Origin of the sequence: Myxococcus sp. AB036A (assembly GCF_006547355.1) — a bacterium.
In the GTDB taxonomy this organism is placed as follows: Bacteria; Myxococcota; Myxococcia; order Myxococcales; family Myxococcaceae; genus Myxococcus; species Myxococcus virescens.
The window spans coordinates 1-23,641 of record NZ_VHLC01000059.1 but is presented as its reverse complement, the minus strand read 5'-3'; the positions used below and the strand labels follow the sequence as shown (position 1 = coordinate 23,641).

The window sequence follows — 23,641 nt, the reverse complement described above, 5'->3', positions numbered from 1 at the left end:
GTTGTCGCCCTAGGGAGCGTCAATGGCGGACACCTCGGAGATTTCGAACAGCCTCGTCCCGCTCGGACGCCAGCAGGCCAGAGTCCTGCTGGAGGCCGGTTACCTGTGGCTCGACATGGGCCACTTCGACAAGGCGAAGGAGATCTTCTCCGGGGCGGCCGCGCTGATGCCCCGGAGCGAGGTGCCCCAGCTGGCGCTGGGCGCCGTGGAGTTCTCGCAGGGCCGGCATGACAAGGCCCTGCAGGCCTACCGCGTCGCGCAGCGCCTAGCGCCGCAGTCCGGGCTCCCGCGGGCGCATGCGGGTGAAGCGCTGCTGTTCATGGGGAAGGTTCCCGAGGCGCTCAAGGAGTTGAAGGCCGCCATGGACCTGGATCCGGACGGGGACGGTGCCCGCCTGGCGCAGTCCCTCATCCAGGCCAAGGAGGCGGGAGTCCTGCCTCCGGCGAAGTCGTAGGACGGAGGTCACGGCGATGGCTGTCGGAGGTGTCGGACGAGGCGGTGGGAAGGGCCGCGCGGGTGGCGCGAAGGGTCCTGCCGGCGCGGCTCCGGCGGGTGGCGCCAGCTTTGGTGGCCGGGTGGACCGGACGGAGTCTCTTGTCGGGCCCTCGGGTCTGGTAGGCTCCAGCAATGTCCAGGGCCCCCAGGCCGCGGATCCAGTGGCCTCCCAGGCGGTGGCCATTGCCCGGAAGCTGAAGAACGGGGGCTTCAAGAGCAAGGAAGAGGCGACGCAGGCCCTGGTCGCCGAAGTCCTGAAGGAGAAGCTCCGCATGAAGTCTTCCTCCCTCACCACCAAGATTGCAGACGCGCTCCAGGATGATCCGCGGCTGAATCAGGTCCTCGAGCGGCTGTGGTCTAAGGCCGAGTGAGCGGCGCTTGGCTCTGGGCGACGACAGGCAGGTCATCCTCGAGAAGTACGGCCCCTACGTCCGGTCGCTGGCGGCGACCGTGCGCAAGCAGTTCAACGCCCAGCTGGAGCTGGATGAGCTGCTGGCCTACGGCCAGATAGGCCTTCTGGAGGCCGCCGAGCGGTTCGACCCGAAGGTCGGGGCCAACTTCCTCACCTTCGCGCACTACCGCATCAAGGGCGCCATCTTCGACGGGCTTCGGAAGATGGGCGTGCTGCGTGGTTCCGATGCCCGCAACGCCTATGTGGGCGAGCGGGCGGCGGCGTATCTGGGAAATCTTTCGGATCGTGAGGCCGGAGCAGGCAACCGCGGCAGCTCATTCGACGATGATGTGAATGACATCTCGGATGCGGTGACGGGGCTGGCGATGGTTTTCGCCACCAGCATCGAAGGCGCGGACACGGCGGGTTACACCGACGAGTCGCTCCCCGTCGACATCCGGATGGAGCAGGAGCAGCTGAAGACGCGGGTGCGGGCGGCGATCGAGAAGCTTCCGGAGAAGGAGCGAAAGCTCCTGATGGGGTACTACTTCCAGGGCAGGACGCTGGAGGAAGCGGGAGCGGAGATAGGGCAGTCGAAGAGCTGGGCTTCGCGGCTGCATGCGCGGGCAATCGACCGGCTCAAGGAACTCTTGAACGAGGAGGAGGAACTTCCTCCTTCTCCGATGGATGCAAGGAGGGTCTCACATGGCGGGTCCGATGGCCGGAGTCTCCGCGGCGCAGGTCGCGCAGCAGAAGCTGCAGGATCAGGGCGCTCAGCAGACGAACAAGCAGGGCGCGTCGAAGTTCGACGGAGTTCTCGCTGACAAGGCGCAGGGCGCCGGTCAGGTGGACGCCGCCCAGCAGGTGAACAAGGCCCAGGCGGCGCAGGCCACCCAGCGCACGGATGCCGTGCGTCAGGTGGAGTCCGTCAACAAGACGGAGAAGGCCGCCCTCAACAAGGTGCACGGCGCCCAGGAGTCGGTGACGACCAAGGCGGCGGAGCCGGTGACGGCCAAGGCCGAGGCGTCCAAGTCGTCCAAGGCGGGCGACATGATGACGCAGATTGTCGGCGACCTGGAGAAGGGTCAGGTCAACCTGGAGCACATCATCAAGCAGGCCTCCAGCGGCAAGGCGTTCTCCAACGCGGAGCTGCTGTCGCTCCAGGCCTCCATGTACCAGTACACGCAGCAGCTGGACCTGACGAGCAAGGTCGTGGAGAAGGCGACGACCGGCCTGAAGGACGTCGTCAAGACCCAGGTGTAGGCCCAACCCCGGTTTCCCGGCGGCGCGGCCTCAAGAAGGGCGGTCCCTCCCTCTACGAGCGGGAGGGGGCGCCCTTCCGCGTTTTCCGGGGGCCTAGTAAGCTCCGACCCGCCCATGATTCGCCGACCGCACGCGTTTGCCGCCTCGCTTCTCGCCCTTCTCTTCCTGACGGGCTGCCACATTGAACTCCAGCACGCGCTGAGCGAAGCGGACGCCAACGAAATCTACGTCCTGCTCAGCAAGAACGGCATCAACGCCAAGAAGGAGAAGGAAGAAGGCGGCAACGAGGTGCGGTTCATGATCACCGTGCCCAAGGCGGATGCCGCGCAGGCGGCGGAGCTGCTCAAGCTCAATTCGCTGCCGCGGCCGGTGGAGAAGGGCCTGGCCCACTTCGCCAAGGGCAGCATGGTGCCCACCGCGACGGAGGAGCGCGCCATGCTCCTCAAGGCGATGGGCGGCGAGGTCTCCAATGCGCTGAATCAGATCGACGGCGTGCTGGAAGCGCGCGCCATCGTGATGATTCCGGAGAACAACGACCTCACGCAGCCGGAGAACAAGCCGATGCCGTCCGCGTCGGTGTTCATCAAGTACCGCCCGGGCGAGGGTGGCAAGCCGCCCATCGACACCGCCGTGGTGCAGCAGTTCGCGGCCACCGCGGTGCCGGAGCTGAAGGCCAGCGCGGTGACGGTGCTGATGACGCAGGCCCTGCCGCCGTCGGCGGAGACGGACGCGGAGAGCCGCCTGCAGGACGTGCTGGGGCTGCGCATGACGGCGGCCAGCGCCAGCCAGTTCAAGGTGATGTTCGCGGGCGCCTTCGTGCTGGTGCTGGCGATGCTGGGCCTGACGATGTGGACCTTCATGCGCGGCGGCTCCAGCAGCGCCCCTGCCACGCGCGCTGGAGCGCGTACCCGCGGTCGTCCTCCCGAGGCTTGACGTCACCGCCCCTCACGGTGGGGCTTCCCTCCTTCTCCCAGCGGGCGTCCGTGGGGCCCGCGAGGTGACGTTTGGACTCGTTCTTCACCTCGCTCAACAAGCGCCAGAGCATGCTGCTCCTGACGGCCGTGACGTTCTGCGGCCAGGAGAGCCTCGGCGCCTTGGAGCACCTTCCCGAAGAGGAAGGGGCGCTTCTGCGTCATCGCGCGCAGGAGCTGCTTCAGGTTCCGCGCGAGAAGCGCATTCCCGCGCTGGTGCAGGAAATCAAGCGGCTGGTGAAGGACCGCCGTGGTCAGCTCTGGAGCGCCGAACCAGAGCGGCTGGCCGCGCTGCTGCAACGTGAGCGGGGCGCGTTGGTGGAAGTGGTGCTTCGCGCGCTGCCGGGCACGTTGGCGGAGGCGGTGCGCGCGCATCTGCCGCCCTCGCGCGTGAAGCTGACCCGCGAAGTCCGCCCGCAGGTCCTGGACATCGTCCGGTGGAAGCTGGAGGAACTGCTCGCGCGCGAGGTCGCTGGGCAGCAGGCCGCGGGCTTCAAGTTCGCGGACGTGCTTCAGCTTCAGCAGCGGGAGCTGCTCACCATGTGCGACCGGTTGGGCGCGCGGGTGCTGGGGCCGGCGCTGGCGGGCCTTCCGGACGCGGAGCGCGAGGCCATGCTGGAGCAGTTGCCGCCGGACTTGAAGCTGCTGGCCACCAAGGCCGTGGCCGCCAACGCTCCGCGCAAGCTGCCGGAGGAGGATGCCCGGGCGCAGTTGGAGCCGCACGAGGGCCTGACGCGGCCCTCGGTGGCGCTGCGCAGCGCGGGGGCTCAGCGGCTGGCGCGCGCATGCGTGGCGCAGTCTCCGGAGTTCGCCGCGCGCATGCTGGAGAAGTACCGCGGTGAGTTCGGAAGCCTGCTGGCGAAGTGGGTGCGCGAGGAGCGCGTGCGTCCCACCGCGCGAGGTGATGGCGGCCGGACCGACATCGTGATGGACCTGGAGCGGCTGGCCACGCGTGGCCTCATCGAGCGGCCGGTTCGCCTGGCGACACCGCCGCCTCCGCGCCAATCCGCCGTTCTTCCTCCGCCTCCGGGAGCCCGGAAGGCGGCCGCCGCAGCGGCGCCACCCGCGGCCAAGGCGGCGGCGCCCGGTGGGGCAGCGCCTGCTGGGGTGGCATCTGCCAAGACGGCACCTGCCAAGGCGGCACCTGCTGGCCGCGATGTGCCGACACGACCGCCGGTGCGGGGGCAGGCCCCGGGGGCGGCTCGCCAGGGCGCGGGAGCACCGGCCCGGCGGGACTTCATGGCGGAGCGGGCGGCGCGAAACGCGGGGGTGTTGTCCTCGCGTGAGCCGTCCCGCGTGGCCACGTCCGCGAAGCGACAGGATGGCTCCGCGGTGCAGCGGATGCCGGCCCGGCGTGAGCCCGCGAACGCGGGCGGCGCGGGGGCTCACCGTGAGGGTGAGGGGCCCGATACGCGCCCGCCTCGCGCGGATCCAGAGGGCGCGCGCATTGGTCCGCCGCCTTCTCGGCTGGGGCAGCGCGGCGCACGGCCTCGCCCCCAGGACCCCGACACGTTGTCAGAGCGGGACCGCGCGCGGGTCGCCGAGGGTTCCCGGGTGCATTCGCGTCCGCCCGACGAGCGTTCCCGGGTGGCCGAGGGCTCGCGGGTTCAGGCTGGAGGCCAGGGCGAGCGCTCACGCGTGGCCGAGGGCTCGCGGGTCCACGCCCGACCTGCGGATGAGCGTTCCCGTGTGGCCGAAGGCTCGCGCGTCCATGCCAACGTTCCAGACGAGCGCTCACGCGTGGCCGAAGGCTCCCGCGTCCAGTCCGGAGCCCCAGATGAGCGTTCCCGTGTGGCCGAAGGTTCCCGCGTCCAGTCCGGAGCCCCAGATGAGCGCTCCCGTGTGGCCGAAGGCTCCCGCGTCCAGGCGCGCCCAGCGGATGAGCGCTCCCGCGTCGCGTCCCGGGGACAGCCGCGTCCGGCGGAGGAGCCTCCCCGGGCCGCTCGGATGAAGTTCGGGGCGGCGGAGCCGGAGCGGGAGGACTCGGAGGTCTCCCGGGTGTTCCGCTCGCGCTCGTCCGGTGCCCAGGGGGGCGGCCGGGCCAAGCCCCCCGAGGCGGAGCAGGAGCCGGAGCGTCCCCCCCGGGTGCTGGTGGGGCGGGCCATCACCTCGCCGGCCCTGGCGCCCATGCCCAAGCCCCGGGGTGAGGGTACGTCCGTCCAGCGGCGTCCCCGTTCTCCGTCGGGTACCGACCGTCCTGTGCCTCCGGGTGCAGGGGGACGTGGAACCAAGGGCGGAACGCGCTAGCATCCGGCCCGCAAGGAGCGGCCCATGGCGATCGGCAAGGTGATTCGAGGTGATGGGACGGCGGAGCCGGCGCACGCGCCCGAGCGTCCCGTGCTGCGGCCTCCCCGCGCGGGGGTGATGAACGCCGAGGTCTTCGAGGCCCGTCAGGGCGCGTCGGCCATCCTGGAGGAGGCGCAGCGCGAGAAGGAGCGCATCCTCGCGGAGGCGCAGCGCGAGCGCGAGGAGCTCCTCGCCAAGACGCGTGAGCAGGGCCGTCAGGAAGGCCTGGCGCAGGCCACCGAAATCATCCTTCGCGCGAAGATGCAGGCGGGGGAGGTGCTGACCGGCCACGAGCAGGACGTCATCGCGCTGTCGCTCAAGGTGGCGGAGAAGATCATCGGCCGGAGCCTGGAGAAGGACCCGGAGCTGATGGTGGAGCTGTGCGCCGCGGCCATCGAGAACCTGCGCAGTGCCCGCTCCATGATTCTGCGGGTCCACCCGAAGACGGCCGCCGTGCTCCGCGCGAAGAAGCCGGTCCTGATGGAGCTCATCGGCCGCGCGGTGGACCTGGCCATCAAGGAGGACCCCGAGGTGGCCCCCGTGGGCTGCATCGTCCAGACGGAGTTCGGCACGGTGGACGCACAGCTCCCCACGCAGCTGGAGATGCTCCAGAACGTCCTGTTGCCGGACACCGCGCGCAAGGAAGGGCCGGCTTGAGCCGGAGCGTCAAGGGACTCGCCCATGGCCATTGACCTCTCGCGGTACTTCGACCTCATCAAGGAAGCGCAGGTCGTGCGCGTGCGCGGCCGCGTCACGGAGTTGACGGGCCTCATCATCAAGGCCAGCGTGCCCAACGTCCGCGTGGGCGAGCTGGTGCTCATCAAGAGCCGCAACCGCGGCGCGGTGAAGGCGGAGGTGGTGGGCTTCCAGGGGGATGAGGTGATGCTCATGCCCCTGGGCGAGCTGCACGGCATCGGTCCGGACAGCGAGGTCATCCCCACCGGCAAGCCGCTGAGCATCAAGTGCGGAGAGGCGCTGCTGGGCCGCGTGCTCAACGGAATCGGCGAGCCCATGGACGGCCAGCCGTTGCCGGAGGAGGGCCTCATCGACTGGTCCGTGGACCGCGACTGCCCGGACCCCTTCACCCGCCAGCGCATCGAGCGGCCACTGCCCCTGGGCGTGCGCTGCATCGACGGGCTGCTCACGGTGGGGGAGGGCCAGCGCGTGGGCCTCTTCGCCGGCTCCGGCGTCGGCAAGTCCACGCTGATGGGGCAGATTGCCCGGAACACCCAAGCGGACCTCTGTGTGGTGGCGCTCATCGGCGAGCGTGGCCGCGAAGTCCGTGAGTTCATCGAAGACGCCATGGGCGAGGAGGGCATGAAGCGCTCCGTGCTGGTGTGCGCCACCTCTGACCAGCCCAGCCTCGTGCGTCTGCGCGCGGCCTATGTCGCCACCGCCATCGCGGAGTACTTCCGCGAGCGCGGCGGCAACGTGCTCTTCATGCTGGATACCGTGACGCGTCTGGCGCGTGCCCAGCGTGAGATTGGCCTCGCCGTGGGTGAGCCCCCGGCCCGTCAGGGTTATCCGCCGAGCGTGTTCTCCATGCTGCCGCGCATCCTGGAGCGCACGGGCAACTCGGAGAAGGGCAAGTGCACCGCCATCTACACCTGCCTCGTGGCCGGCGGTGACATGGAAGAGCCCATCGCCGACGAGGTCCGCGGTATTCTCGACGGCCACTTCATCCTCAACCGTGCCCTGGGTGAGCGCAACCAGTGGCCCGCGATGGACGTGCTCGCCAGCCTCAGCCGTGTGATGAGCGGCATCGTCTCCAAGGACCACAAGAAGGCGGCGGGACGGCTGCGAGAGCTGCTGTCCACGTATGAGAAGCAGCGCGACCTCATCCTCCTGGGGGCCTACCAGTACGGGACGGATCCCCGCACGGATCAGGCCATCGACAAGTACGACGCCATCATCGACTTCCTCAAGCAGGACACCCACTCCAACTCCGGGTTCGAGGAGACGGTGGAGCAGCTGATCGCCCTGTTCGACGAGTAAGGCGTTGGCCAGGGGTGCGCGGCGGGGATTCCGGGTTAGGATGGGGCCAACATGCCCCCGTACCGGTTGCAGGCCCTGCAGGACATGCGCGCCCGGGCCAAGGAAGAGGCGGAGCAGGCCTTTTCCTCCGCCATCAAGGCGCTGGAGAAGGAGAAGGCGGAGCTCCAGCGTCTCATCGACGACCTGGAGCAGCGCAAGCGCGAGCGCAAGGCGAAGGTGGCCGCCTACCTGAAGGAGGTCATGTTCAAGGGTGCCGGCATCAACGGCATGAACATGATGAACCGCTTCGAGGAGCGCCTGAAGGACGAAGAGGCGCAGGTGGCGCTGGAGGTCGAGCGCCAGCGGGAGGCCGTCAAGGTGGCCGAACGGCTGGTGGAGCAGCGCCGGCGGGAGATGGCCGAGGCGGCGAAGGAGCTGAAGGCCATCGAGAAGCACCGAGAGAACTGGCAGAAGCAGGTGAAGTACGAGCGACAGCAGCGTGAGGAACTGAACCAGGAGGAGATTGGCAACGCCTTGTTCCTGGCGCGCCAGCGCAAGTAACCTGCGCCCTCCCCATCCCCCTGGAATGACGTCATGAGCCGAGTTGACGACGATCGCGAAGCAGCGCGCATGGCCGAGCGCCTCCTCCAGGAGAAGAAGCTCGCCGAGGGCCAGGCCAAGAAGCGCCAGGAGGGGGCTTCCGCCTTCCAGCGGCTGATGCAACAGGCCCAGCAGCCGCCTCCGTCGCCGGGCCCGGCGCCCGCGCAGCCCCAGCAGCAACAGGGCGGTCTGGCGCGCGCCGTGCTCGCGCGGGCCACCCAGCAGGGCAAGACGTTTGGTGAGCGGGTGCAGCAGGACCAGCAGCCCGCCATGAAGGAACTGGCCCAGCCGCAGGCCCAGGCTCAGGGGCAGGCCGCGGAGGCTCGTGGCGGCTCGCGCGCGTCGGACGCCCGGGACGCCCGGCGCACCGACGAGAAGCGGACCTCCGAGAGCCGCGAGAAGGACCTGGGCAAGGCGGAGTCCTCCCTGGGGCAGGTCAGCTCCGAGCGGGGCGCCGCCATCCGGGCGGATGCCGACGCGGGCGGCGGCAAGGGCAGTGGCGGTGGCAAGGACAAGAAGGAAGGCGGGTCGGAGTCCATCGCCCCCGGCTTCCGCTTCAACCCCGCGCTGATGGCGCCGGTGCCCGTGGCCAAGCCCAAGGACACCGCGGGCTCGGAGCGCCTGCGGGCCCTGGCCACCGAGATTGCGCAGAAGATTGTCGACCGCGTCCGCGTGGGCACCAACGCCGCGGGCAACGCGGAGTTCCAGATCGACCTGCGGGGCGACGTGCTCAGCGGTCTGTCCATCAAGGTCAGCGCCCGGAACGGGAAGATTTCGGCCACCTTCAGCGGCAGCAACCGCGAGGTGCTCAAGCAGCTCGAAGGCGCCAGCGAGGGACTGCGGACCGCGCTCAGTGGCCGTGGGCTCCGGCTTGAAGACGTCCGCTTCGAGGCGAAGGCATGAGTCTCGAATCCGAGGACGAAGGATCGGGCGTCCACGAGCGCACGATGCTGGTGGACCTGAGCCAGCTCCGGCCTTCGCGCCAGGAGCCTCCGCAGGAGTCCCCGGCATCCCAGGAGCCACCCGCCAGCCAGGAGCGGCGCTGGCGGCCCTTCACTTTCCGGAACCTGGAGAAGGTCTCCCGGGCCCAGGGGCTGCTCGCGGAGCGCTTGCGGTGGCTGACGCCCGCGGACGGCACGACGGTGGCCGTGGCGGCTCGGCTCACGGAGCTGTTCGACGCGGAGGTGCGCCTGACGGTGGAGTCCGTCCAGGTGCGGCCCATGGCGGAGCTGCGGCGCTTCCTGGGCGACCCCACCTTCCTGGCGGTCCTCGCGCCCGGGGCGCTCCAGGGCCGGGCGGTGCTGGAGGTGGAGCTCGCGCTGGCACACGTGGCGGTGGACCTGCTGCTGGGCGGCGCCGGTGAGACGGTGGGCCTGCGGCCGCTGACGGACATCGAGGAGGGCGTGATGGCCTACGTCGTCCTCGAGGGGCTCAAGCTGCTGGTGCCCGGGCTGCAGACGGCGGTGCCGCGCCCCCGGTTGGACGGCGTGGCGCGGGGTGTGGACGAGGTCTCCGCGCGGCTGGGGGATGATGGCCCCATGCTGGCGGTCCACCTGCAAGCGACGCTGGGACCGCACAGCGGCATGGTGCGGCTGGTGGTGCCCGCGGCGGTGCTGGACGCGGCAGAGCCGGCGGTGGAGAGCACGCAGCGGCGGGCCCGGGTGAAGGCGGACCTGGAGTCCTTCGCGAGCCGCCTGTCGGCGGTGCGCAGCTGGCTGCGCGCGGAGATTGGCTCGGCGGAGATTTCCGGCCAGGACCTGGCGAGCCTGCGGGTGAAGGACGTGCTGCTGGTGGACGCGTTGTCGGCGCGCACGGACAAGGGCGAGGCAGGCACCGCGCGGCTGCGGGTGGGGAAGGGGACGGCGGGGTGGGCCGAGGCGGAGGTGTTCGTCGGCGAGGACGGGCGCTACCAGGCGCGCATCACCGATTTCGTTCAAGGAGAGCCGGGCCACCCGGGCTCCGCGGACGAGGCGAGCGCGGAGCCTGGGGATGAAGAAGAGGACTTCACGAACCCGGAGCTGGACGTGCCTCCGGAACTGGAAGGGGCGGCCTTGGACGATGTGAGCAAGCCGGACGGAAGCGACCTGCTCGGAGACGTGCCCCTGCAGATTGCGGTGGAGCTGGCGCGCGTGCCCGTTACCGCGCAGCAGGTGGTGGGGCTGCGCACCGGTCAGGTCCTCGAGCTGAACCGGGGGCCGGGAGAGCCGGTGGAGCTGTCCGTCAACGGCAAGGTGGTGGCCCGGGGTGAGCTGGTGGAGTTGGAAGGCCAGCTCGGCGTGCGCATCATCACCCTGGCGAGCTGAGTCCCAGTCGGGGCAGGGCAGGCGAGCAGGAGCGGCCGGCCGGGCGTGGGCCCGTGGCGGTCCTCCGGCCGATGCACTAGCCTCGCGCCCAGCCATGGCAGTCCTCCGTCCCCCCCTCATGCGCCTGTTGCTTGGTGTCGCGCTGGTGTTCGCGCCGCCCGCCGCCATGGCCCAGGCTCCGTCCACGTCCGCACCCTCCGTGAAGCCGGTGGTGCCTCCCGCGGAGCCTGCCCAGCCGCCGGCACCCGCGGTTGTTTCGCCCGCGACGCCAGCACTGGCCGCTGAGAAGGCGGACCCCACGGCCGACGTCGAGTTGCTGGAAGCGGACCGGGCCCTGGACGCGGAGCTGTCTGCTCGCGAGTCCGCGAAGGCGGCCCGGAGCGGCGCGGGCGGGGACACCCTGTCGGAGTCCGAGGAAACGGACAGCCTGGGCTGGACGCTGGTGCGCACGCTGCTCGTGCTGGGCGTGGTGGTTGCGTCCATCTACCTGACGCTGAACGTGGGACTGCGCAAGCTGATGGGGCTTCAGGGGACGGCCGCGGGCCGTCAGCCCCTGGTCTCCGTGGTGGAGCGGCTGCCCCTGGACCAGCGCCGCAGCCTCTTCGTGGTGAAGGCCGCGGATGAATACCTGCTGTTGGGCGGCGGCGAGGGCGGCTTGCAACTGTTGTCGAAGCTGGATGTGGAGGCGGTGGAGCGCATCCGCGCGCAGCGCCCGCAGACGAATGCAGTTCCACTGAGCCCATTCCTCCAGAAGCTCCTCTCCCGCCGCAGTGGTGGCCCGCCTTCCCAGCCCCCCGGCTCCTGACGACCGTGCCCGTGAACCTCCCTTCCTCCGCCCGTTCCCGTCTCCCGCGCGTCCCGCCCTGGCTGTTCGCGGCCGTGGTCGCCGTTCATCCCTTCGCCGCGCTCGCTCAGAAGCGCGGGGGCGCGGCCATCCCCGACTCGGTGGTCAACGAGGCCGTCAACAGCGACTCGTTCGCCTCGCGCCCGCTCATCCTCATCCTGGCGCTCGCGGCCATGGGCCTGGTGCCCTTCGCGCTGATGATGGCGACCAGCTTCGTGAAGATTTCGGTGGTGCTCTCCATCGTCCGCTCGGCGCTGGGCACGCAGCAGATTCCGCCCACCCAGGTCATCACCGGCCTGGCCATCATCCTCACCGTCTACATCATGGCCCCGGTGGGCCAGCAGATGTACCGCGCGGCCGGCCTGGACATCTGGGCCAAGGGCCCCGGCGTGTTCTCCTCGGAGACGGTGGGCTCGATGCTGGGCGCCGCCAACAAGTCCAAGGAGCCGCTGCGCGAGTGGCTCATCAAGAAGGTCACCACCAAGGACCGGGCGCTCTTCTTCAACCTCGCCAAGAAGATGCGCAAGGGCGAGGACCGCGACGCCGTGGAGAGCAATGACTTCATGGTCATCATCCCGGCCTTCGTGGTGTCCGAACTCAAGGAGGCCTTCCAGATAGGTTTCCTCTTGTTCGTGCCGTTCATCGTCATCGACATGGTGGTGGCCAACATCCTGCTGGCGCTCGGCATGCACATGTTGTCACCGACCACCATCTCCATGCCGTTCAAGCTGCTGCTGTTCGTGCTCGTGGACGGCTGGTATCTCATCGCCAAGGGCCTGGTCGTCGGCTACCTGTAGGGAGATGGCTCCATGAATCAGCTCACGTTCATCACCCAGGAGGCCCTGTTCCTGGTGCTCGTCGCGTCGGCGCCGCCGGTGCTGATGAGCCTGTTGGTGGGGTTCATCATCTCCCTGTTCCAGGCCACCACGCAGATCCAGGAGCAGACGCTCACCTTCGCGCCGAAGGTCGTCGCCGTGTTCGGCATCCTCGCGTTGGCCGGCCCCTGGATTGGAAGCCAGCTGGTGCGCTTCACGTTCCACGTCTTCGACAGGTTCCCAGCGCTCATCAAATGAACGTCGCGGACCTCGTCGCAGAGCTGGGCACCCGGGCCAACGTCTCGGCCGTCATCTTCACGGTGGCGCTGGTGATGTGCCGGGTGATGCCCGTGCTCATCTTCAGCCCCTTCCTCGGCGGCGAGGTGGTCCCCACCGAGCTGAAGATGGGCGTCGGGCTGACGCTCTCCATCGTCCTCTATCCCCTCATCGCGGGCTCGGTGACGTCCATCCCCCTGAGCGCCTTGCCGTACATCGCGCTGATGGCGAAGGAGGTGTTCGTCGGCTTCACCATCGCCTTCGTCGTCAACACGCTGTTCGAAGCCGCGCGCGTGGCCGGCAACCTGGTGGACACCATGTCCGGCAGCAACAACGCGCAGCTGTACGTGCCCCAGCTCGGGCAGCAGGTGACGCTGTTCTCCAGCTTCAAGGTGCAGCTGGCGGTGGTGCTGTTCCTCACGCTGAACGGGCACCACCTGGTCATCGAAGCGCTGGCGGACAGCCTGGTGGCGGTGCCGCTGGACGGCTTCCCGCGCTTCCACGACGGGCCGTGGCCCTTCTTCGACCTGATTCTTCGCGTGTTCGCGGACCTGCTCCGGGTGAGCCTGGCGCTGGCCGCTCCGGCGATGCTGGCGACCTTCCTCACCGACGTGGCGCTGGGCGCCATCAACCGCGTGGCGCCGCAAATCCAGGTGTTCTTCATCTCCATGTCCGTCAAGCCCCTGGTGAGCGTGCTGCTCGTCTTCCTGGTGCTCGGCGCCCTGGTGGACCGCATGCAGGGGGAGATGGTCGTCATGCTGCGGACCCTCAACCAAGCCCTGCGGCTCTTGTCCTGAGCCTCTTCATCCGGGACGCGCCATGTCGGACGAGAGCGGCGAAAAAACAGAAGAGCCATCCCAGAAGAAGCTGGATGACTCACGCAAGAAGGGGCAGGTCTGGAAGAGCAAGGACCTCAGCGGCGTGGGCGTGCTCCTGGTGGGGCTGGCCGCCGTCAAAGGCAGCTGGGACATGCTGGAGACGGAGCTGACGTCGCTCTTCCTGTTCTCCTTCGACCACCTGACGAATCCCGTAGACCTGTCGGTGGCCACCGGGCAGCTGCTCTACCTGGGCGTGCGCGCGGTGTTGCTGGTGTCGCTGCCGGTGCTGGCGGGCGGAGCCATTGTCGGCGGGCTGATGGAGTACCTCCAGGTGGGGACGCTCTTCACCATGGATCCGCTGATTCCGAAGATGGAGAAGCTCAATCCCATCCAAGGAATGAAGAACCTGTTCAACAAGAAGGCGATTGTTGAACTGCTGAAGAACCTCATCAAAATCTCCGTCACCGCCTACGTCGTCTACGGCGTGGTGCGCGACTCCATGCCCATGGTGGCCGAAACGCTGCGGCAGGACACGCGCGGCATCATGGCCATCATGGGAGAGCTGGTGACGCGCGTGGCCACGCGGGTGGCGCTCCTCTTCGTCCTCTTCGGCGTCTTCGACGTCTGGTGGCAGCGCAAGTCCTTCATGAAGGACATGATGATGACGAAGGAGGAGGTGAAGAAGGAGTACAAGCAGAGCGAGGGTGACCCGCACCACAAGGCCAAGCGCAAGGAGATGCACCAGGAGATCATGGAAGGTGCGCAGATGGAGGCCGTGCGCGAGGCCGACGTCATCGTCACGAACCCGGACCACGTGGCGGTGGCCCTCAAGTACGACCGGGAGAAGGATGGCGCGCCGCGCGTGCTGGCCCGGGGCATCGACTTCAAGGCCGAGCGCATCAAGGCGATTGCCCGCGAGCAGGACGTGCCCACGCTGCGCAACGTGCCCCTAGCCCACGCCCTGCTGCGGGTGGAGGTGGGGCACGAAGTCCCGGAGGAGCTGTACGACGCGGTCGCCGAGGTCCTCAACTTCGTCTACGGCTTGAAGTCCGGCCAGCCAGCCCCCGAGGGCCGCGCGTGAGGAGGCCGGGTGTGGCTATCATGCAGGGACAACGGGGCCTTCCATGAGTGACGACGCCGAAATCGCCATCGCGTTGAAGTACGACAAGGAGAAGGACGGCGCGCCGCGCGTGGTGGCCAAGGGCATGCGGCTCAAGGCGGAGAAGATTCGCGAGATTGCCCGCGAGCACAACATCCCCCTCATGCGGAACGTGAACCTGGCCAATGCGCTCTACCGCGTGGCGGTGGGCCAGGAGGTCCCCGAGGAGCTGTATGACGCCGTGGCCGAGGTCCTGAACTTCGTCTACGAACTGCAACGTGAGCAGGCGGCCGCGGCTGCCAGGCGCTAGGGGGGCTGGACGTCCCCCACCCATCTGGAGTGAGGTTCGGTATCACGATGGCCAGAATCAACAATCCGCCTCCGAATACGTCCCTGTGGCCCTGGGGCGGTCCCCGCAGCGTCCGTGAGCGGCTCGTCGACCCGGCGCAGGTCGACCGGAAGAAGCTCCGCAAGACGGGCAACCCGAAGAACCCGGCGCTCGCGTCCGCGGCGCTGCTGGACTTCATCGGGCCGGCGCACTCCTCTGAGGAGCTCCGCCTGCCGCTGCCGCCGCACCCCGGCGGGCATGACGCGGACCTGGAGCGCTTCAGCGACCGGCCCCACCTGTCCAGCGTGGCGGGCCGGGGGCACGAGGACCAGCGCCGGATGCTGGAGCGGGGCCTGGGCAAGGTGAAGGCGGCGCCCGACCGGCTGGAGCGGCTCAAGGCGCTGCTGCACCGCGAGTCCGCCATGCTCTCCCTGGTGGATCAGGTGAACGAGGAGACGAAGGAGATCATCCGACGCATGTGGGACGCGCAGAAGGACGAGGGCTACTAGCGTCATGGCGGCCCTGGACCCGGATGATCCAAAGGACGAGGCGAAGCTGGACACGCTCCTGCAGCGCTGGGCGGATGGCAAGGCCACGCTGCGGGACGTGCGTGGCTACTCGGACGAAGAGCTCTACGCCATCGCCAAGACGGCCTACTACTTCTTCTATCAAGGCCGGGTGAGCGAGGCGCGCACGCTCTTCCAGGGCCTGTATGCCGTCAACCCGACGGACGCCTACTTCGCCAAGGCCCTGGGCGTGGTGGAGATGGCGGCCGGGAACGGGCAGGGGGCGCTGGCGGCCTTCGACGTGGCGGCCAAGCTGACGCCGCATGATCCGTCCGTCTACGTGGGGCGCGCGGAAGTGAAGCTGGCCATGGGTCAGAAGCCCCAGGCGCTGGAGGATCTGCGCCGGGCGGCGGCGATGCAGCCGGGGGATGACCCCGTGGTGCGCAAGGCGGCGGCCATGATCTCCGCCCTGAGCCGCCGCTGACAGCCGCATTTCACATCCGGAGTCGACTGTTCTTCCGGGGAGTCTGGTAGGCTGCCCGACGCTCAATTCTTCGTCGTCAGGGAGGTCGTTGACATGTCGAACCCGAATCCTGATCCGCGCGTTCCCGCCCAGATGCCTCCGGAGGCCCCGCCCGAACTGGTCGCCAAGCGCGAGCGTCTCGTCACCGAGCTGGAGAACCAGGCGAAGTCCGCGACGGGTACGCTGCAGCAGGTGATGCGGAAGATGTCCGCGCTGCTGGGCAACACCAAGCCCGGTGCTTCGCTGAGCTTCCAGCTCTACCAGGACGTGAAGGACGCCTTTACCCGGCACCTGAACGAGGCGACGAAGACGCCGGCCCTGGCCACCATGCCGCCCGTGCTGGTGGAGTCCGTGGAGTGGATGCAGGCGTACCTGAACGCCCGTGGCTTCTCCACCGACGAGGCCGCTGCCGCCGCGCCGGCCGCCACGGCGGCGCCGGCCGCCGCGCCCAAGGCCCCCGCCGGGCCGGGTGGCGCGAAGGACGCCTTTGAGACGAGCAGCAAGAAGCACGCGTCGTTGACGGGGGACGTGCCGCCTCCGCCGGCCGCGCCGCCGGACGTCAAGGCCGAGCAGAAGGACCTGGAGTCCTTCAAGGCCTGGATGAAGAACCCCAGCCTGGGCAAGCTCAAGGGCTAGTCGCACCGCGTCGGCGCCTGGGCCCGAGGGACGCAACTTGGGGCCCGGCGCCGACGATAACTCCCTCGAGACGTTCTTTTCTTCCGAGGAGATTTCCCCGTGACCACCAAGATTGCGAACAACGCGTCCGCGACGACGCGCAAGTCGACGACGACGACCCCCGAGGCCCAGAAGCAGGCGTGGGAGGGCGTGCTGAACTCCGCCATGGACCGGATGAACGAGCCGGAGATCAAGGGCAGCCTCCAGTACCTGGGCGAAGGCCGGATCAACACGGTGAAGGAGAAGGTCCAGGGCGAGATGGAGGCCTTCCTCAAGAGCAACCCGAACGCCTCCGCCGACGACGTCAAGTCGCACGCCGAGTCGACGACGAAGAAGCACGAGACGAACGCGATGTTCCAGAAGATGCGGGACGACAACTTCTTCGGGAAGTTGATGAGCCGCCGCAAGGAGCTCCTCAAGGACATGTGGGGCGAGTAGCCCGACCGCGAGCGGCCCCGCTGCACGCCTGTCCTTGAAGCCGCCGCCCGGGTCTTTGACCGGAGCGGCGGTTTTGCTTTGCGGGGTGCTGGGGAAGGGGAGTGGGTTGTGCTGGGGCCCGCTCGAGCCCGCAAAAGCAAGGAGCCGGCATCCCGAGAGGGAAGCCGGCTCCGAGAGTCGCGTTACAGCGGCAGGATTAGATCTTGCCGATGACGGACATCGCGATCTCGTTGAGCTTCTTCATCAGGTTGGCCACGAAGGCGGTGGCCTCCTGCTGCTTCTGGAGCATGAGCTGCGCCTCGGCGCGCTCACGGTCCGGACCCGTCAGGCCGGAGAGGGACTTCTGCTCGAGGGCGGAGAGACCCTGGCTGGCTCCGAGGGCCTTCGTGGCGGCGGCGGCGGCGGTGGTGGCGGTGGTCATGGCGTTCTCCAGAAAGTTTGGGAAGCGGGTGGTTTGCGGCGGCGCTGCTTACAAAAGGATTATGGGAGAATGGGGGCCGGAAGTTTCCTCGGGATTTTCTGATTCTTTTTCCCGCCCTGGCAAGAGGTGCCCCCGCCCCGAGTGATCGGCTCGTACCTTCTTTTTAAGAAAAGCGACGCACCGAGGCGAAACTCCCAGCGCTGAACACCGAAAATCACGGTGAAGCAGCATCGAACATTTCCCCCCTCCTTAGGGAGCACCGAATATGTCGAACGGCATCGGCGGAGTTGGCGGTAACCGGCAACTCGCCACGACGCAGGGCGCGGGCAACGTCAACACCTCGACGATCGCGCGCAACGCGCAGCTCATCGAGTCGACGCTGAATCTGGTGGAGAAGGCCGTTGACCTGGCGGGCAAGGCGGTGAACGTCGCCGGCAAGGCCGTGGATCAGATGTCCCAGGCCGCTGCCTCCACGAAGCAGGCGGGTGCGACGGGCACCAACGCCGCCTTCCCCGCCGAGCGTCCCAACCCCCTGGACGCGGTGCGCGAGGCCAACTCCCTGAAGGTGGAAGAGGGCACCGGGAAGATCACCACCCCGGGCGGCTACACCATCGAGCAGCTGGGCCAGTTCGAGTGGCGCGTGACGGGGCCGGACGGCAAGAACACCCGCGTCTGGGGTGATCCGCACGTCGACGAGAGCGACGGCGGCAAGTTCGACTTCAAGCGCGACACGTCCTTCGTCCTGGGCGACGGCACCCGCATCAACTGCTCCTGCAAGCCCTGGGGCAACGGCATGACGGTGACGGGCCAGCTGGACGTCGTCTACGGCGACAGCCACGTGCGCGTGACGGACATCGACAAGGGCAAGGGCAAGGTCGGCCAGGTCACCAACAAGGGCATGGACGAGGTCGTCCGCTTCCACTCGAACCAGTCCGCGGACGTCTTCCACATGGGGCAGAACGCGGCCGACTGGACGTTCCATGGCAAGGAGATTGTCGGCCATGAGAACGGCGGCGACGTGCACAAGGTGGGCGAGGCCGTCATCACCGAGCGGCGCACCATGGCCTTCAACTACTCGGCGGCGGCGGACTCCCCCGCGGCGGGTGAGGTGGCCCAGAACTGGGACATGAACACCAACCTGCCCCAGGCGAAGCCGCTGCCCTGGGACATGAGCAGTGCCAAGCCCGAGCTGAACAAGCTGAACGAGACGTTCGACTCCATCAGCAAGGTGTTCGACCAGCTCAAGAACACCAATGCGAACGGCTTCAACCCGTTCCGCAAGGCGGACGACCTCTTCGGCGCCTACGACAAGAACCAGCACAAGTCCGGGCTGACCCAGTCCTTCAAGGCGCTGGGTGACATGTTCGGGACGCTGGAGAAGCTGTCCAAGCTGAATGATATGGTCCGCTTCCGCGGTCCCCAGTCGTTCTAGCCGCTGGACGTACTTCATCGGGCCAGGTGGGGGACTTCCTGGCCCTTCTCGAGGCTGTCGTGAGTGACTCCGCCCCCAGGGGTGAAAAAGAGAAGGTCGTCGTCCCGGAAGCACTCGCCGAGGCGGTGATCCGCGGCGAAATCACCCTGGGGCAGTTCCTCAACCTCTCCAACACGCAGCTCTACGCCTGGGCGGACAAGGCCTATCAGCTCCTCCAGGCGGGCAGCTCGCAGCAGGCCCTGCAGATCTTCCAGGGCCTCGTGGCCGCCTCGCCCACCGACGCCGTCTTCCACGCGCAGCTCGGGGCGACGCTCATGACGCTGGAGCGCTTCGACGAGGCGTTCGACGCCTTCCGGCTGGCGCTCCAGTTCAACGACGGCCACGTGGACGCGCTGGTCGGCCGGGGTGAAATCCAGCTGCGCCGGGGCAATGTTCCCGAGGCGCTCGCGGACCTCAGCAAGGCCATCCAGCTGGACCCGGGCCTCAAGCGCCGTGCCACGCAGCGCGCCCACGCGACGCTGCGCACCCTCAAGCAGCAGGCCGACCAGGTGAAGAAGTCCCGGTAGGCCCCGGGGGGCATGCCCCTTTTCATCGCAACACGCACCAGGCCCGGGCCGCGCGAGTCGTCGCGCAGTCCGGGCTTCGTCGTTTCGGGTGAGGCGCTCGAGCCCGCAAAAGCAAGGAGCCGGCATCCCGAGAGGGAAGCCGGCTCCGAGAGTCGCGTTACAGCGGCAGGATTAGATCTTGCCGATGACGGACATCGCGATCTCGTTGAGCTTCTTCATCAGGTTGGCCACGAAGGCGGTGGCCTCCTGCTGCTTCTGGAGCATGAGCTGCGCCTCGGCGCGCTCACGGTCCGGACCCGTCAGACCGGAGAGGGACTTCTGCTCGAGGGCGGAGAGACCCTGGCTGGCTCCGAGGGCCTTCGTGGCGGCGGCGGCGGCGGTGGTGGCGGTGGTCATTTGCGTTCTCCAGAAAGTTTGGGAAGCGGGTGGTTTGCGGCGGCGCTGCTTACAAAAGGATTATGGGAGAATGGGGGGCAGAAGTTTCCTCCCCATTTTCTGATCCTTTTTTTCGCGGCGGCGGCGCGAATATCGCTTCCGAAGCGGCGCACCGTTTTGGTGGAAAAGCCGATAACAGTCTAAGCTCCCGGCGCCCGGAACCGCTTGCCCTACCGGCTCCGGGGCCGTCCTCCCGCCCTCGTGAGGGATGTGTGCAGATGACGACTGAATCCAAGGCAACGGTGACCAACGACGACGTGAAGCCCCTGTCCGGCCCGGAGATGCTCGAACGGGCCACGGAAGGCTTCAACCTCTTCCAGGACGGCCGCTTCCGTGAGTCGCTGACCTTGTTCCAGTCCCTGGCGGCCATGGACCCCACCGAGGCCTACTTCCAGACGGCGCTGGGCGCCTGCCACCTGGCGCTGGAAGACCTGGACCTGGCCGAGTCCTACTTCAACCGCGCCATCGAGCTGGACCCCTCCGACCTCACGCCCTTCGTCAACCGCGGGGAAGTCCACCTGCGGCTCGGCAAGGTCCACGAGGCCGCCCGGGACTTCAATCATGCGGTGGGGCTGGATCCCGAAGGACAGGATCCGCTCAGCGCCCGGGCCCGGATGCTGGCCGCCGCGGCGCTGGAGAGCGCCGAGGGGTCGCCGTCTTCCGAATCCGACGGCGCGGCGTAGGCGCGGGCGGGGCCGCTCGAAGGCCCCGGCCCGCCTTCCCTGGCCCTTGGGCTCAGGGGAACTTCAGCTCCACGTCCAGGCGGTACGGACCGTCACCGCCTTCGATGACGGGCTTGAAGTCGACCGTCACGGACTCGGTGTAGGTCTCCTCGCCCTGCACGCGCACGACGAGCGGGCGGACGGCCTGGCCCGGCGGCGCGTAGCGGCCCGTCACGGTGTAGCGCCCCAGGGCAACGTCCGGGAGCCCGAAGCCGTCCGGCGTGTTGCTGCCTCGGGCCGTCTTCGGGGTGCCGGCACTCCCGTCCACCAGGGGGCCCGTGGGGGTGAGGGTCAGCTCGATGTGCTCACGCGTCACCGCCTGATCAGGGTCGGACGGATCGACATAATCCCTGAGGTCGAAGTAGACGCCGCTGCCGTAGACGCCGCCCTCGGGCTTCGCGCCGGTCAGCTTCCAATTGAAGTCCCGGACGGCGCCCTCGTTGCCCGCGAAGGGGGTGGCGTTGCTGGGGTGCAGCTCGAAAGTGTAGCTGCGGCCGTTGAAGTCGCGCTTGAGCCGCGCGCTGGCGTTCCAGGTGGTGGCCGCCTGGCCCAGCTCCAGCCGGTAGGTGCCGTCCGCGCCCGTCACGCCCACCACGTCGGAGTCGTAGAGGACCTGATTGTCGGCCACCACCTCCACCCCCGCCAGGGGCTTGCCCGCGGTGTCCGTGGCCTTGCCCTTGACGACGTTCTTCTCCCTCTCACCAGAGGGGCCAGGGCCGCTGGGGCCGCCGTCCGAGCAGGCCGAACAGGCCAGGGACGCCCCCAGCAACATCAGCGGAAGACCCCTGCCCAAGGCATTCTTCAGTCGCATCGTGTTCTCCCAGGTTTCGTGTGGCCTGCCCCGGCCCTCCTGGTCGGCAGGGCACGACAGGGGGATGAACCCGCGTGACGGGGCGCGGTGCAAGAAGGAATGTCCACTTCGGTTGACTGCCCGGCTGCTTCCGCCCGAGGGAGAACGGCGGGTTTCGTCGTGGGGGAGGGGCCCTTCGCGACGCCCCCCCTGACAGAAGGCACCCGGGTTGGCCTAGGATGCCTGACCGCTGATGGCTGCCACCAATTCGAACAGCTTCCTCTCCAAGTACTCCGACATCGTCCTCGCCGTGGTGGTCGTGGCCATCGTCGGGATGATGATCGTCCCGCTGCCCACGCTGCTGCTGGACGTGCTGCTGACGCTGAACATCAGCATCTCGGTGGTGCTGCTCCTCGTGTCCCTCTACGTGCCAGCGGCGCTGCACTTGTCGGTGTTCCCGACGCTGCTGCTCATCACCACGATGTTCCGGTTGGCCCTCACCATCTCCACCACGCGTCTCATCCTCCTCACCGGTGACCCGGGAGAGGTGGTGGTGGCGTTCGGAAACTTCGTGGTGCAGGGCAACTTCGTCGTCGGCGCCATCCTCTTCATCATCCTGGTCATCGTGAACTTCATCGTGATTTCCAAGGGCTCGGAGCGCGTCGCCGAAGTGGCCGCCCGCTTCACCCTGGACGCGATGCCCGGAAAGCAGATGTCCATCGACGCCGACCTGCGGGCCGGCTCCATCGACCAGGACCAGGGCAAGAAGAAGCGCCGCGACCTGGAGCGTGAGAGCCAGCTCTTCGGCGCCATGGACGGCGCCATGAAGTTCGTGAAGGGCGACGCCATCGCGAGCATCATCATCACCGTCGTCAACATCGTCGGTGGCCTCATCATCGGCGTGACGCAGAAGGGCATGTCCGCTGGCGACGCGGCGCAGAAGTACACGCTGCTCACCATCGGTGACGGTCTGGTCGGCATGATTCCCGCCATCCTCGTCTCCACCTGCGCCGGTATCATCGTGACGCGCGTGGCGGGTGAGGAAGAGGGCAATCACCTGGGCATGGACATGGGCTCCCAGCTGACGGCCTACCCGAAGGCCATCGCCATTGCTTCCGGCATGCTCATCGTCCTGGGCCTGGTGCCCGGTCTGCCCAAGATTCCCTTCTTCCTGCTGGGCATCGGCGCGGGCCTGGGCGCCTGGACGATGCTGAAGAAGCAGCAGCAGGCCGTGGAGGCGGAGGATGCCGGCCCGGCCATGGAGACGGACCTGGGCACGCCCATGGCATCGGAGCCCGCGCCCAAGGAAGCCCTCAATCCGGACTCCGAGCTGTTCATCCCCGTCGTCACACCCATCGTCCTGGAGGTCTCCGACGCGCTGGTCCCCTTCGTCGACTCGCGCCAGGACAACGGGAAGTTCCTCTTCGAGCTCATCCCGTTCATGCGTGATGGCCTCTTCGTGGAGCTGGGCGTGCGCTTCCCGGGCGTGCGCGCGCGTGGCAACGGCTCGCTACCGCCGGGCGCGTACCAGATTCAAATCAACGAGGTGCCCGTCGTCACCGGCCAGGCCACGCTGGGCCACGTCCTGGTGAACGACACGGTGGACCGGCTGCGGCTGATGAACATCCAGGGTTTCGAGGCGGTGAACCCCGCCACCCGGCAGCCCGCCGCCTGGGTCCCCGAGCAGTACCGCGACACGCTGGAGGCCGCCGGCCTCACGACGTGGGACGTGCCCGGCTACATCATCCTGCACACCGCCGCCGTGCTGCGGCGCAACGCCCGTGAGTTCGTCGGCGTGCAGGAGACGCAGACGATGCTGGAGCAGTTGGAGAAGGCCTTCCCCGCCATCGTGAAGGAGGTCGTCCCCAAGGTCGTCAACGTGCTGAAGCTGACGGACATCCTCCAGCGCCTGGTGGAGGAGGAGATCTCCATCCGTGACTTGCGCGGCATCCTCCAGGCCCTGGCCGAGTACGGGCAGGTGGAGGCGGACAACGTCATGCTCACCGAGCATGTCCGCGCGGCCCAGCGCCGCTACATCTCCCACAAGTACGCGCGTGGCACCGGCACCCTGGTGGTGTACCTGTTGGACCCGAACATCGAGGACGCCATCCGCGGCTCGGTGAAGCGGACCTCCGCGGGCGCGCACCTGGCGCTGGAGCCGGAGCTGGCGCAGGAAATCGTCCAGGCCGTGCGTTCGGAGTGTGGCCACCTGCCGCCCAGCGCGCAGCGGCCCGTCATCCTCACGGCCATGGACATCCGCCGCTACGTCCGCAAGCTGCTGGAGTACGAGTTCAACCCGTCGTTCTCCGTGCTCAGCTACCAGGAGCTGTCGCCCGAGCTGAACATCCAGCCCGTGGCGCGCATCTCCACGCGATAGCCGCGGATGGACCTCCGCCCGCGCGTGACAGGGACGCGCGGGCGGAAGGAATGCTCTCTCCTGAGGGCAGGGCCCTGCTCGCGACGCTAGGCGCCCGCGAGCACGGCAATCATCAGCACCAGGAAGACCAGGCCCACCACGCTCATCACCACGAGGGGCACGAGCTTCCCCTTGTCCTTGAGCGCCGCCATCGCGCTCGGCTGGGCGGGCTGCTCATCCGGCATGGGGTACTCCGCCGACACCGGCGGGGGCGGCTCTTCGGAGACCTGCTCCTCGGGCGGGGGCGCGGGCTC

The 23,641-nt window shown here is 68.3% G+C and carries 28 protein-coding genes and 1 pseudogene; 25 read left to right on the top strand and 4 right to left on the bottom strand.

Annotated elements, in window-relative coordinates:
* Nucleotides 1-22 precede the first annotated feature (22 nt).
* From FL344_RS23085 to FL344_RS22985, 21 genes are all read left to right on the top strand, one after another.
* On the top strand, nt 23-454 hold the full coding sequence (locus FL344_RS23085; protein ID WP_090489481.1) for a lipopolysaccharide assembly protein LapB: 432 nt from the start codon (nt 23-25) through the stop codon (nt 452-454).
* Between the two features lie 16 nt (nt 455-470).
* Nucleotides 471-866 carry a hypothetical protein gene (locus FL344_RS23080; RefSeq protein ID WP_011552511.1) on the top strand — a complete coding sequence of 132 codons (396 nt, stop codon included), beginning with the start codon at nt 471-473 and terminating at the stop codon, nt 864-866.
* Nucleotides 867-873: 7 nt separating this feature from the next.
* Complete coding sequence (locus FL344_RS23075; RefSeq protein ID WP_011552512.1) at nt 874-1,710, top strand: sigma-70 family RNA polymerase sigma factor; 837 nt, start codon at nt 874-876, stop codon at nt 1,708-1,710.
* The gene (locus FL344_RS23070) at nt 1,592-2,149 is read left to right on the top strand and encodes an ATP-dependent helicase HrpB (protein WP_228558309.1); all 558 of its coding nucleotides are present in this window, start codon (nt 1,592-1,594) and stop codon (nt 2,147-2,149) included. The genes FL344_RS23075 and FL344_RS23070 overlap by 119 nt, the downstream gene beginning before the upstream one ends.
* A gap of 114 nt (nt 2,150-2,263) precedes the next feature.
* A complete protein-coding gene (locus tag FL344_RS23065; RefSeq protein ID WP_011552514.1) occupies nt 2,264-3,082 on the top strand; it encodes a type III secretion system protein in 819 nt (272 codons plus the stop codon).
* Between the two features lie 71 nt (nt 3,083-3,153).
* The gene (locus FL344_RS23060; RefSeq protein WP_141620021.1) at nt 3,154-5,367 is read left to right on the top strand and encodes a hypothetical protein; all 2,214 of its coding nucleotides are present in this window, start codon (nt 3,154-3,156) and stop codon (nt 5,365-5,367) included.
* Between the two features lie 24 nt (nt 5,368-5,391).
* Nucleotides 5,392-6,063, top strand: coding sequence for a FliH/SctL family protein (locus tag FL344_RS23055; RefSeq protein WP_090489477.1), 672 nt, complete (start codon nt 5,392-5,394; stop codon nt 6,061-6,063).
* A 24-nt stretch (nt 6,064-6,087) separates the two neighbouring features.
* A complete protein-coding gene (sctN, locus tag FL344_RS23050; RefSeq protein WP_141592727.1) occupies nt 6,088-7,401 on the top strand; it encodes a type III secretion system ATPase SctN in 1,314 nt (437 codons plus the stop codon).
* 51 nt (nt 7,402-7,452) lie between these two features.
* Nucleotides 7,453-7,941 (top strand): flagellar assembly protein FliH, encoded by a 489-nt coding sequence (locus tag FL344_RS23045; protein WP_011552518.1) that lies wholly within the window; start codon nt 7,453-7,455, stop codon nt 7,939-7,941.
* A 33-nt stretch (nt 7,942-7,974) separates the two neighbouring features.
* The gene (locus FL344_RS23040; protein ID WP_141592726.1) at nt 7,975-8,883 is read left to right on the top strand and encodes a flagellar hook-length control protein FliK; all 909 of its coding nucleotides are present in this window, start codon (nt 7,975-7,977) and stop codon (nt 8,881-8,883) included.
* Nucleotides 8,880-10,283 (top strand): type III secretion system cytoplasmic ring protein SctQ, encoded by a 1,404-nt coding sequence (gene sctQ / locus FL344_RS23035; protein WP_141620020.1) that lies wholly within the window; start codon nt 8,880-8,882, stop codon nt 10,281-10,283. Before FL344_RS23040 ends, sctQ begins: the two co-directional genes overlap by 4 nt.
* A gap of 118 nt (nt 10,284-10,401) precedes the next feature.
* Nucleotides 10,402-11,088, top strand: coding sequence for a flagellar biosynthetic protein FliO (locus tag FL344_RS23030; protein WP_141620019.1), 687 nt, complete (start codon nt 10,402-10,404; stop codon nt 11,086-11,088).
* Nucleotides 11,089-11,099: 11 nt separating this feature from the next.
* Nucleotides 11,100-11,924, top strand: coding sequence for a type III secretion system export apparatus subunit SctR (gene sctR, locus FL344_RS23025; RefSeq protein WP_020477619.1), 825 nt, complete (start codon nt 11,100-11,102; stop codon nt 11,922-11,924).
* A gap of 12 nt (nt 11,925-11,936) precedes the next feature.
* Nucleotides 11,937-12,200: a flagellar biosynthesis protein FliQ gene (gene fliQ / locus FL344_RS23020; RefSeq protein WP_013939029.1), complete on the top strand. Its 264-nt coding sequence runs from the start codon at nt 11,937-11,939 to the stop codon at nt 12,198-12,200.
* Nucleotides 12,197-13,015 (top strand): flagellar biosynthetic protein FliR, encoded by an 819-nt coding sequence (locus FL344_RS23015; protein ID WP_141592723.1) that lies wholly within the window; start codon nt 12,197-12,199, stop codon nt 13,013-13,015. Before fliQ ends, FL344_RS23015 begins: the two co-directional genes overlap by 4 nt.
* Nucleotides 13,016-13,037: 22 nt before the next feature.
* Nucleotides 13,038-14,117 carry a type III secretion system export apparatus subunit SctU gene (gene sctU / locus FL344_RS23010; protein WP_090489467.1) on the top strand — a complete coding sequence of 360 codons (1,080 nt, stop codon included), beginning with the start codon at nt 13,038-13,040 and terminating at the stop codon, nt 14,115-14,117.
* Between the two features lie 43 nt (nt 14,118-14,160).
* A complete protein-coding gene (locus tag FL344_RS23005) occupies nt 14,161-14,445 on the top strand; it encodes an EscU/YscU/HrcU family type III secretion system export apparatus switch protein (protein ID WP_141620018.1) in 285 nt (94 codons plus the stop codon).
* A gap of 47 nt (nt 14,446-14,492) precedes the next feature.
* Nucleotides 14,493-14,972, top strand: a complete 480-nt coding sequence (locus FL344_RS23000) for a hypothetical protein (RefSeq protein ID WP_141592722.1) — start codon at nt 14,493-14,495, stop codon at nt 14,970-14,972.
* A 4-nt stretch (nt 14,973-14,976) separates the two neighbouring features.
* Complete coding sequence (locus tag FL344_RS22995; RefSeq protein WP_011552527.1) at nt 14,977-15,453, top strand: SycD/LcrH family type III secretion system chaperone; 477 nt, start codon at nt 14,977-14,979, stop codon at nt 15,451-15,453.
* Between the two features lie 93 nt (nt 15,454-15,546).
* Nucleotides 15,547-16,128: a hypothetical protein gene (locus tag FL344_RS22990; RefSeq protein ID WP_090489465.1), complete on the top strand. Its 582-nt coding sequence runs from the start codon at nt 15,547-15,549 to the stop codon at nt 16,126-16,128.
* Nucleotides 16,129-16,227: 99 nt separating this feature from the next.
* Nucleotides 16,228-16,605 (top strand): hypothetical protein, encoded by a 378-nt coding sequence (locus FL344_RS22985; protein WP_141592720.1) that lies wholly within the window; start codon nt 16,228-16,230, stop codon nt 16,603-16,605.
* A gap of 196 nt (nt 16,606-16,801) precedes the next feature.
* On the opposite strand, the gene FL344_RS22980 is transcribed toward FL344_RS22985, so the two are convergent.
* On the bottom strand, nt 16,802-17,026 hold the full coding sequence (locus FL344_RS22980; protein ID WP_002640925.1) for a hypothetical protein: 225 nt from the start codon (nt 17,024-17,026) through the stop codon (nt 16,802-16,804).
* 265 nt (nt 17,027-17,291) lie between these two features.
* Here FL344_RS22980 and FL344_RS22975 point away from each other — a divergent pair, with 265 nt between their 5' ends.
* Nucleotides 17,292-18,458 (top strand): DUF1521 domain-containing protein, encoded by a 1,167-nt coding sequence (locus FL344_RS22975; protein WP_141620017.1) that lies wholly within the window; start codon nt 17,292-17,294, stop codon nt 18,456-18,458.
* A 59-nt stretch (nt 18,459-18,517) separates the two neighbouring features.
* Nucleotides 18,518-19,024 carry a tetratricopeptide repeat protein gene (locus FL344_RS22970; RefSeq protein WP_225888784.1) on the top strand — a complete coding sequence of 169 codons (507 nt, stop codon included), beginning with the start codon at nt 18,518-18,520 and terminating at the stop codon, nt 19,022-19,024.
* A gap of 171 nt (nt 19,025-19,195) precedes the next feature.
* Here the strand turns inward: FL344_RS22970 and FL344_RS22965 are convergent, their stop codons facing one another.
* Nucleotides 19,196-19,420, bottom strand: a complete 225-nt coding sequence (locus FL344_RS22965; RefSeq protein ID WP_002640925.1) for a hypothetical protein — start codon at nt 19,418-19,420, stop codon at nt 19,196-19,198.
* Nucleotides 19,421-19,677: 257 nt separating this feature from the next.
* On the opposite strand from FL344_RS22965, the gene FL344_RS22960 reads away from it, so the two are divergent.
* A complete protein-coding gene (locus FL344_RS22960; protein ID WP_141592718.1) occupies nt 19,678-20,142 on the top strand; it encodes a tetratricopeptide repeat protein in 465 nt (154 codons plus the stop codon).
* A gap of 52 nt (nt 20,143-20,194) precedes the next feature.
* On the opposite strand, the gene FL344_RS22955 is transcribed toward FL344_RS22960, so the two are convergent.
* The gene (locus FL344_RS22955; RefSeq protein ID WP_228565294.1) at nt 20,195-20,992 is read right to left on the bottom strand and encodes a carboxypeptidase-like regulatory domain-containing protein; all 798 of its coding nucleotides are present in this window, start codon (nt 20,990-20,992) and stop codon (nt 20,195-20,197) included.
* Nucleotides 20,993-21,224: 232 nt separating this feature from the next.
* Here FL344_RS22955 and sctV point away from each other — a divergent pair, with 232 nt between their 5' ends.
* Nucleotides 21,225-23,348 (top strand): type III secretion system export apparatus subunit SctV, encoded by a 2,124-nt coding sequence (gene sctV, locus FL344_RS22950; RefSeq protein WP_141592716.1) that lies wholly within the window; start codon nt 21,225-21,227, stop codon nt 23,346-23,348.
* A gap of 86 nt (nt 23,349-23,434) precedes the next feature.
* On the opposite strand, the pseudogene FL344_RS22945 reads toward sctV, so the two are convergent.
* Nucleotides 23,435-23,641, bottom strand: a pseudogene (locus tag FL344_RS22945) (FHA domain-containing protein); the annotation flags it as partial.

Bases quoted from the DNA above. Each gene is read 5' to 3' on its own strand.
- FL344_RS23065 (WP_011552514.1), top strand. From the start codon at position 2,264: ATGATTCGCCGACCGCACGCGTTTGCCGCCTCGCTTCTCGCCCTTCTC.
- FL344_RS23040 (WP_141592726.1), top strand. From the start codon at position 7,975: ATGAGCCGAGTTGACGACGATCGCGAAGCAGCGCGCATGGCCGAGCGC.
- sctV (WP_141592716.1), top strand. From the start codon at position 21,225: ATGGCTGCCACCAATTCGAACAGCTTCCTCTCCAAGTACTCCGACATC.
- FL344_RS23085 (WP_090489481.1), top strand. From the start codon at position 23: ATGGCGGACACCTCGGAGATTTCGAACAGCCTCGTCCCGCTCGGACGC.
- FL344_RS23030 (WP_141620019.1), top strand. From the start codon at position 10,402: ATGCGCCTGTTGCTTGGTGTCGCGCTGGTGTTCGCGCCGCCCGCCGCC.
- FL344_RS22990 (WP_090489465.1), top strand. From the start codon at position 15,547: ATGTCGAACCCGAATCCTGATCCGCGCGTTCCCGCCCAGATGCCTCCG.
- FL344_RS22960 (WP_141592718.1), top strand. From the start codon at position 19,678: ATGACGACTGAATCCAAGGCAACGGTGACCAACGACGACGTGAAGCCC.
- sctQ (WP_141620020.1), top strand. From the start codon at position 8,880: ATGAGTCTCGAATCCGAGGACGAAGGATCGGGCGTCCACGAGCGCACG.
- FL344_RS23080 (WP_011552511.1), top strand. From the start codon at position 471: ATGGCTGTCGGAGGTGTCGGACGAGGCGGTGGGAAGGGCCGCGCGGGT.
- fliQ (WP_013939029.1), top strand. From the start codon at position 11,937: ATGAATCAGCTCACGTTCATCACCCAGGAGGCCCTGTTCCTGGTGCTC.
- FL344_RS22955 (WP_228565294.1), bottom strand. From the start codon at position 20,992: ATGCGACTGAAGAATGCCTTGGGCAGGGGTCTTCCGCTGATGTTGCTG.
- FL344_RS22995 (WP_011552527.1), top strand. From the start codon at position 14,977: ATGGCGGCCCTGGACCCGGATGATCCAAAGGACGAGGCGAAGCTGGAC.
- sctN (WP_141592727.1), top strand. From the start codon at position 6,088: ATGGCCATTGACCTCTCGCGGTACTTCGACCTCATCAAGGAAGCGCAG.
- FL344_RS22965 (WP_002640925.1), bottom strand. From the start codon at position 19,420: ATGACCACCGCCACCACCGCCGCCGCCGCCGCCACGAAGGCCCTCGGA.
- FL344_RS23055 (WP_090489477.1), top strand. From the start codon at position 5,392: ATGGCGATCGGCAAGGTGATTCGAGGTGATGGGACGGCGGAGCCGGCG.
- FL344_RS22980 (WP_002640925.1), bottom strand. From the start codon at position 17,026: ATGACCACCGCCACCACCGCCGCCGCCGCCGCCACGAAGGCCCTCGGA.
- FL344_RS23045 (WP_011552518.1), top strand. From the start codon at position 7,453: ATGCCCCCGTACCGGTTGCAGGCCCTGCAGGACATGCGCGCCCGGGCC.
- FL344_RS23000 (WP_141592722.1), top strand. From the start codon at position 14,493: ATGGCCAGAATCAACAATCCGCCTCCGAATACGTCCCTGTGGCCCTGG.
- FL344_RS23015 (WP_141592723.1), top strand. From the start codon at position 12,197: ATGAACGTCGCGGACCTCGTCGCAGAGCTGGGCACCCGGGCCAACGTC.
- sctU (WP_090489467.1), top strand. From the start codon at position 13,038: ATGTCGGACGAGAGCGGCGAAAAAACAGAAGAGCCATCCCAGAAGAAG.
- FL344_RS23005 (WP_141620018.1), top strand. From the start codon at position 14,161: ATGAGTGACGACGCCGAAATCGCCATCGCGTTGAAGTACGACAAGGAG.
- FL344_RS22975 (WP_141620017.1), top strand. From the start codon at position 17,292: ATGTCGAACGGCATCGGCGGAGTTGGCGGTAACCGGCAACTCGCCACG.
- FL344_RS23070 (WP_228558309.1), top strand. From the start codon at position 1,592: ATGGCGGGTCCGATGGCCGGAGTCTCCGCGGCGCAGGTCGCGCAGCAG.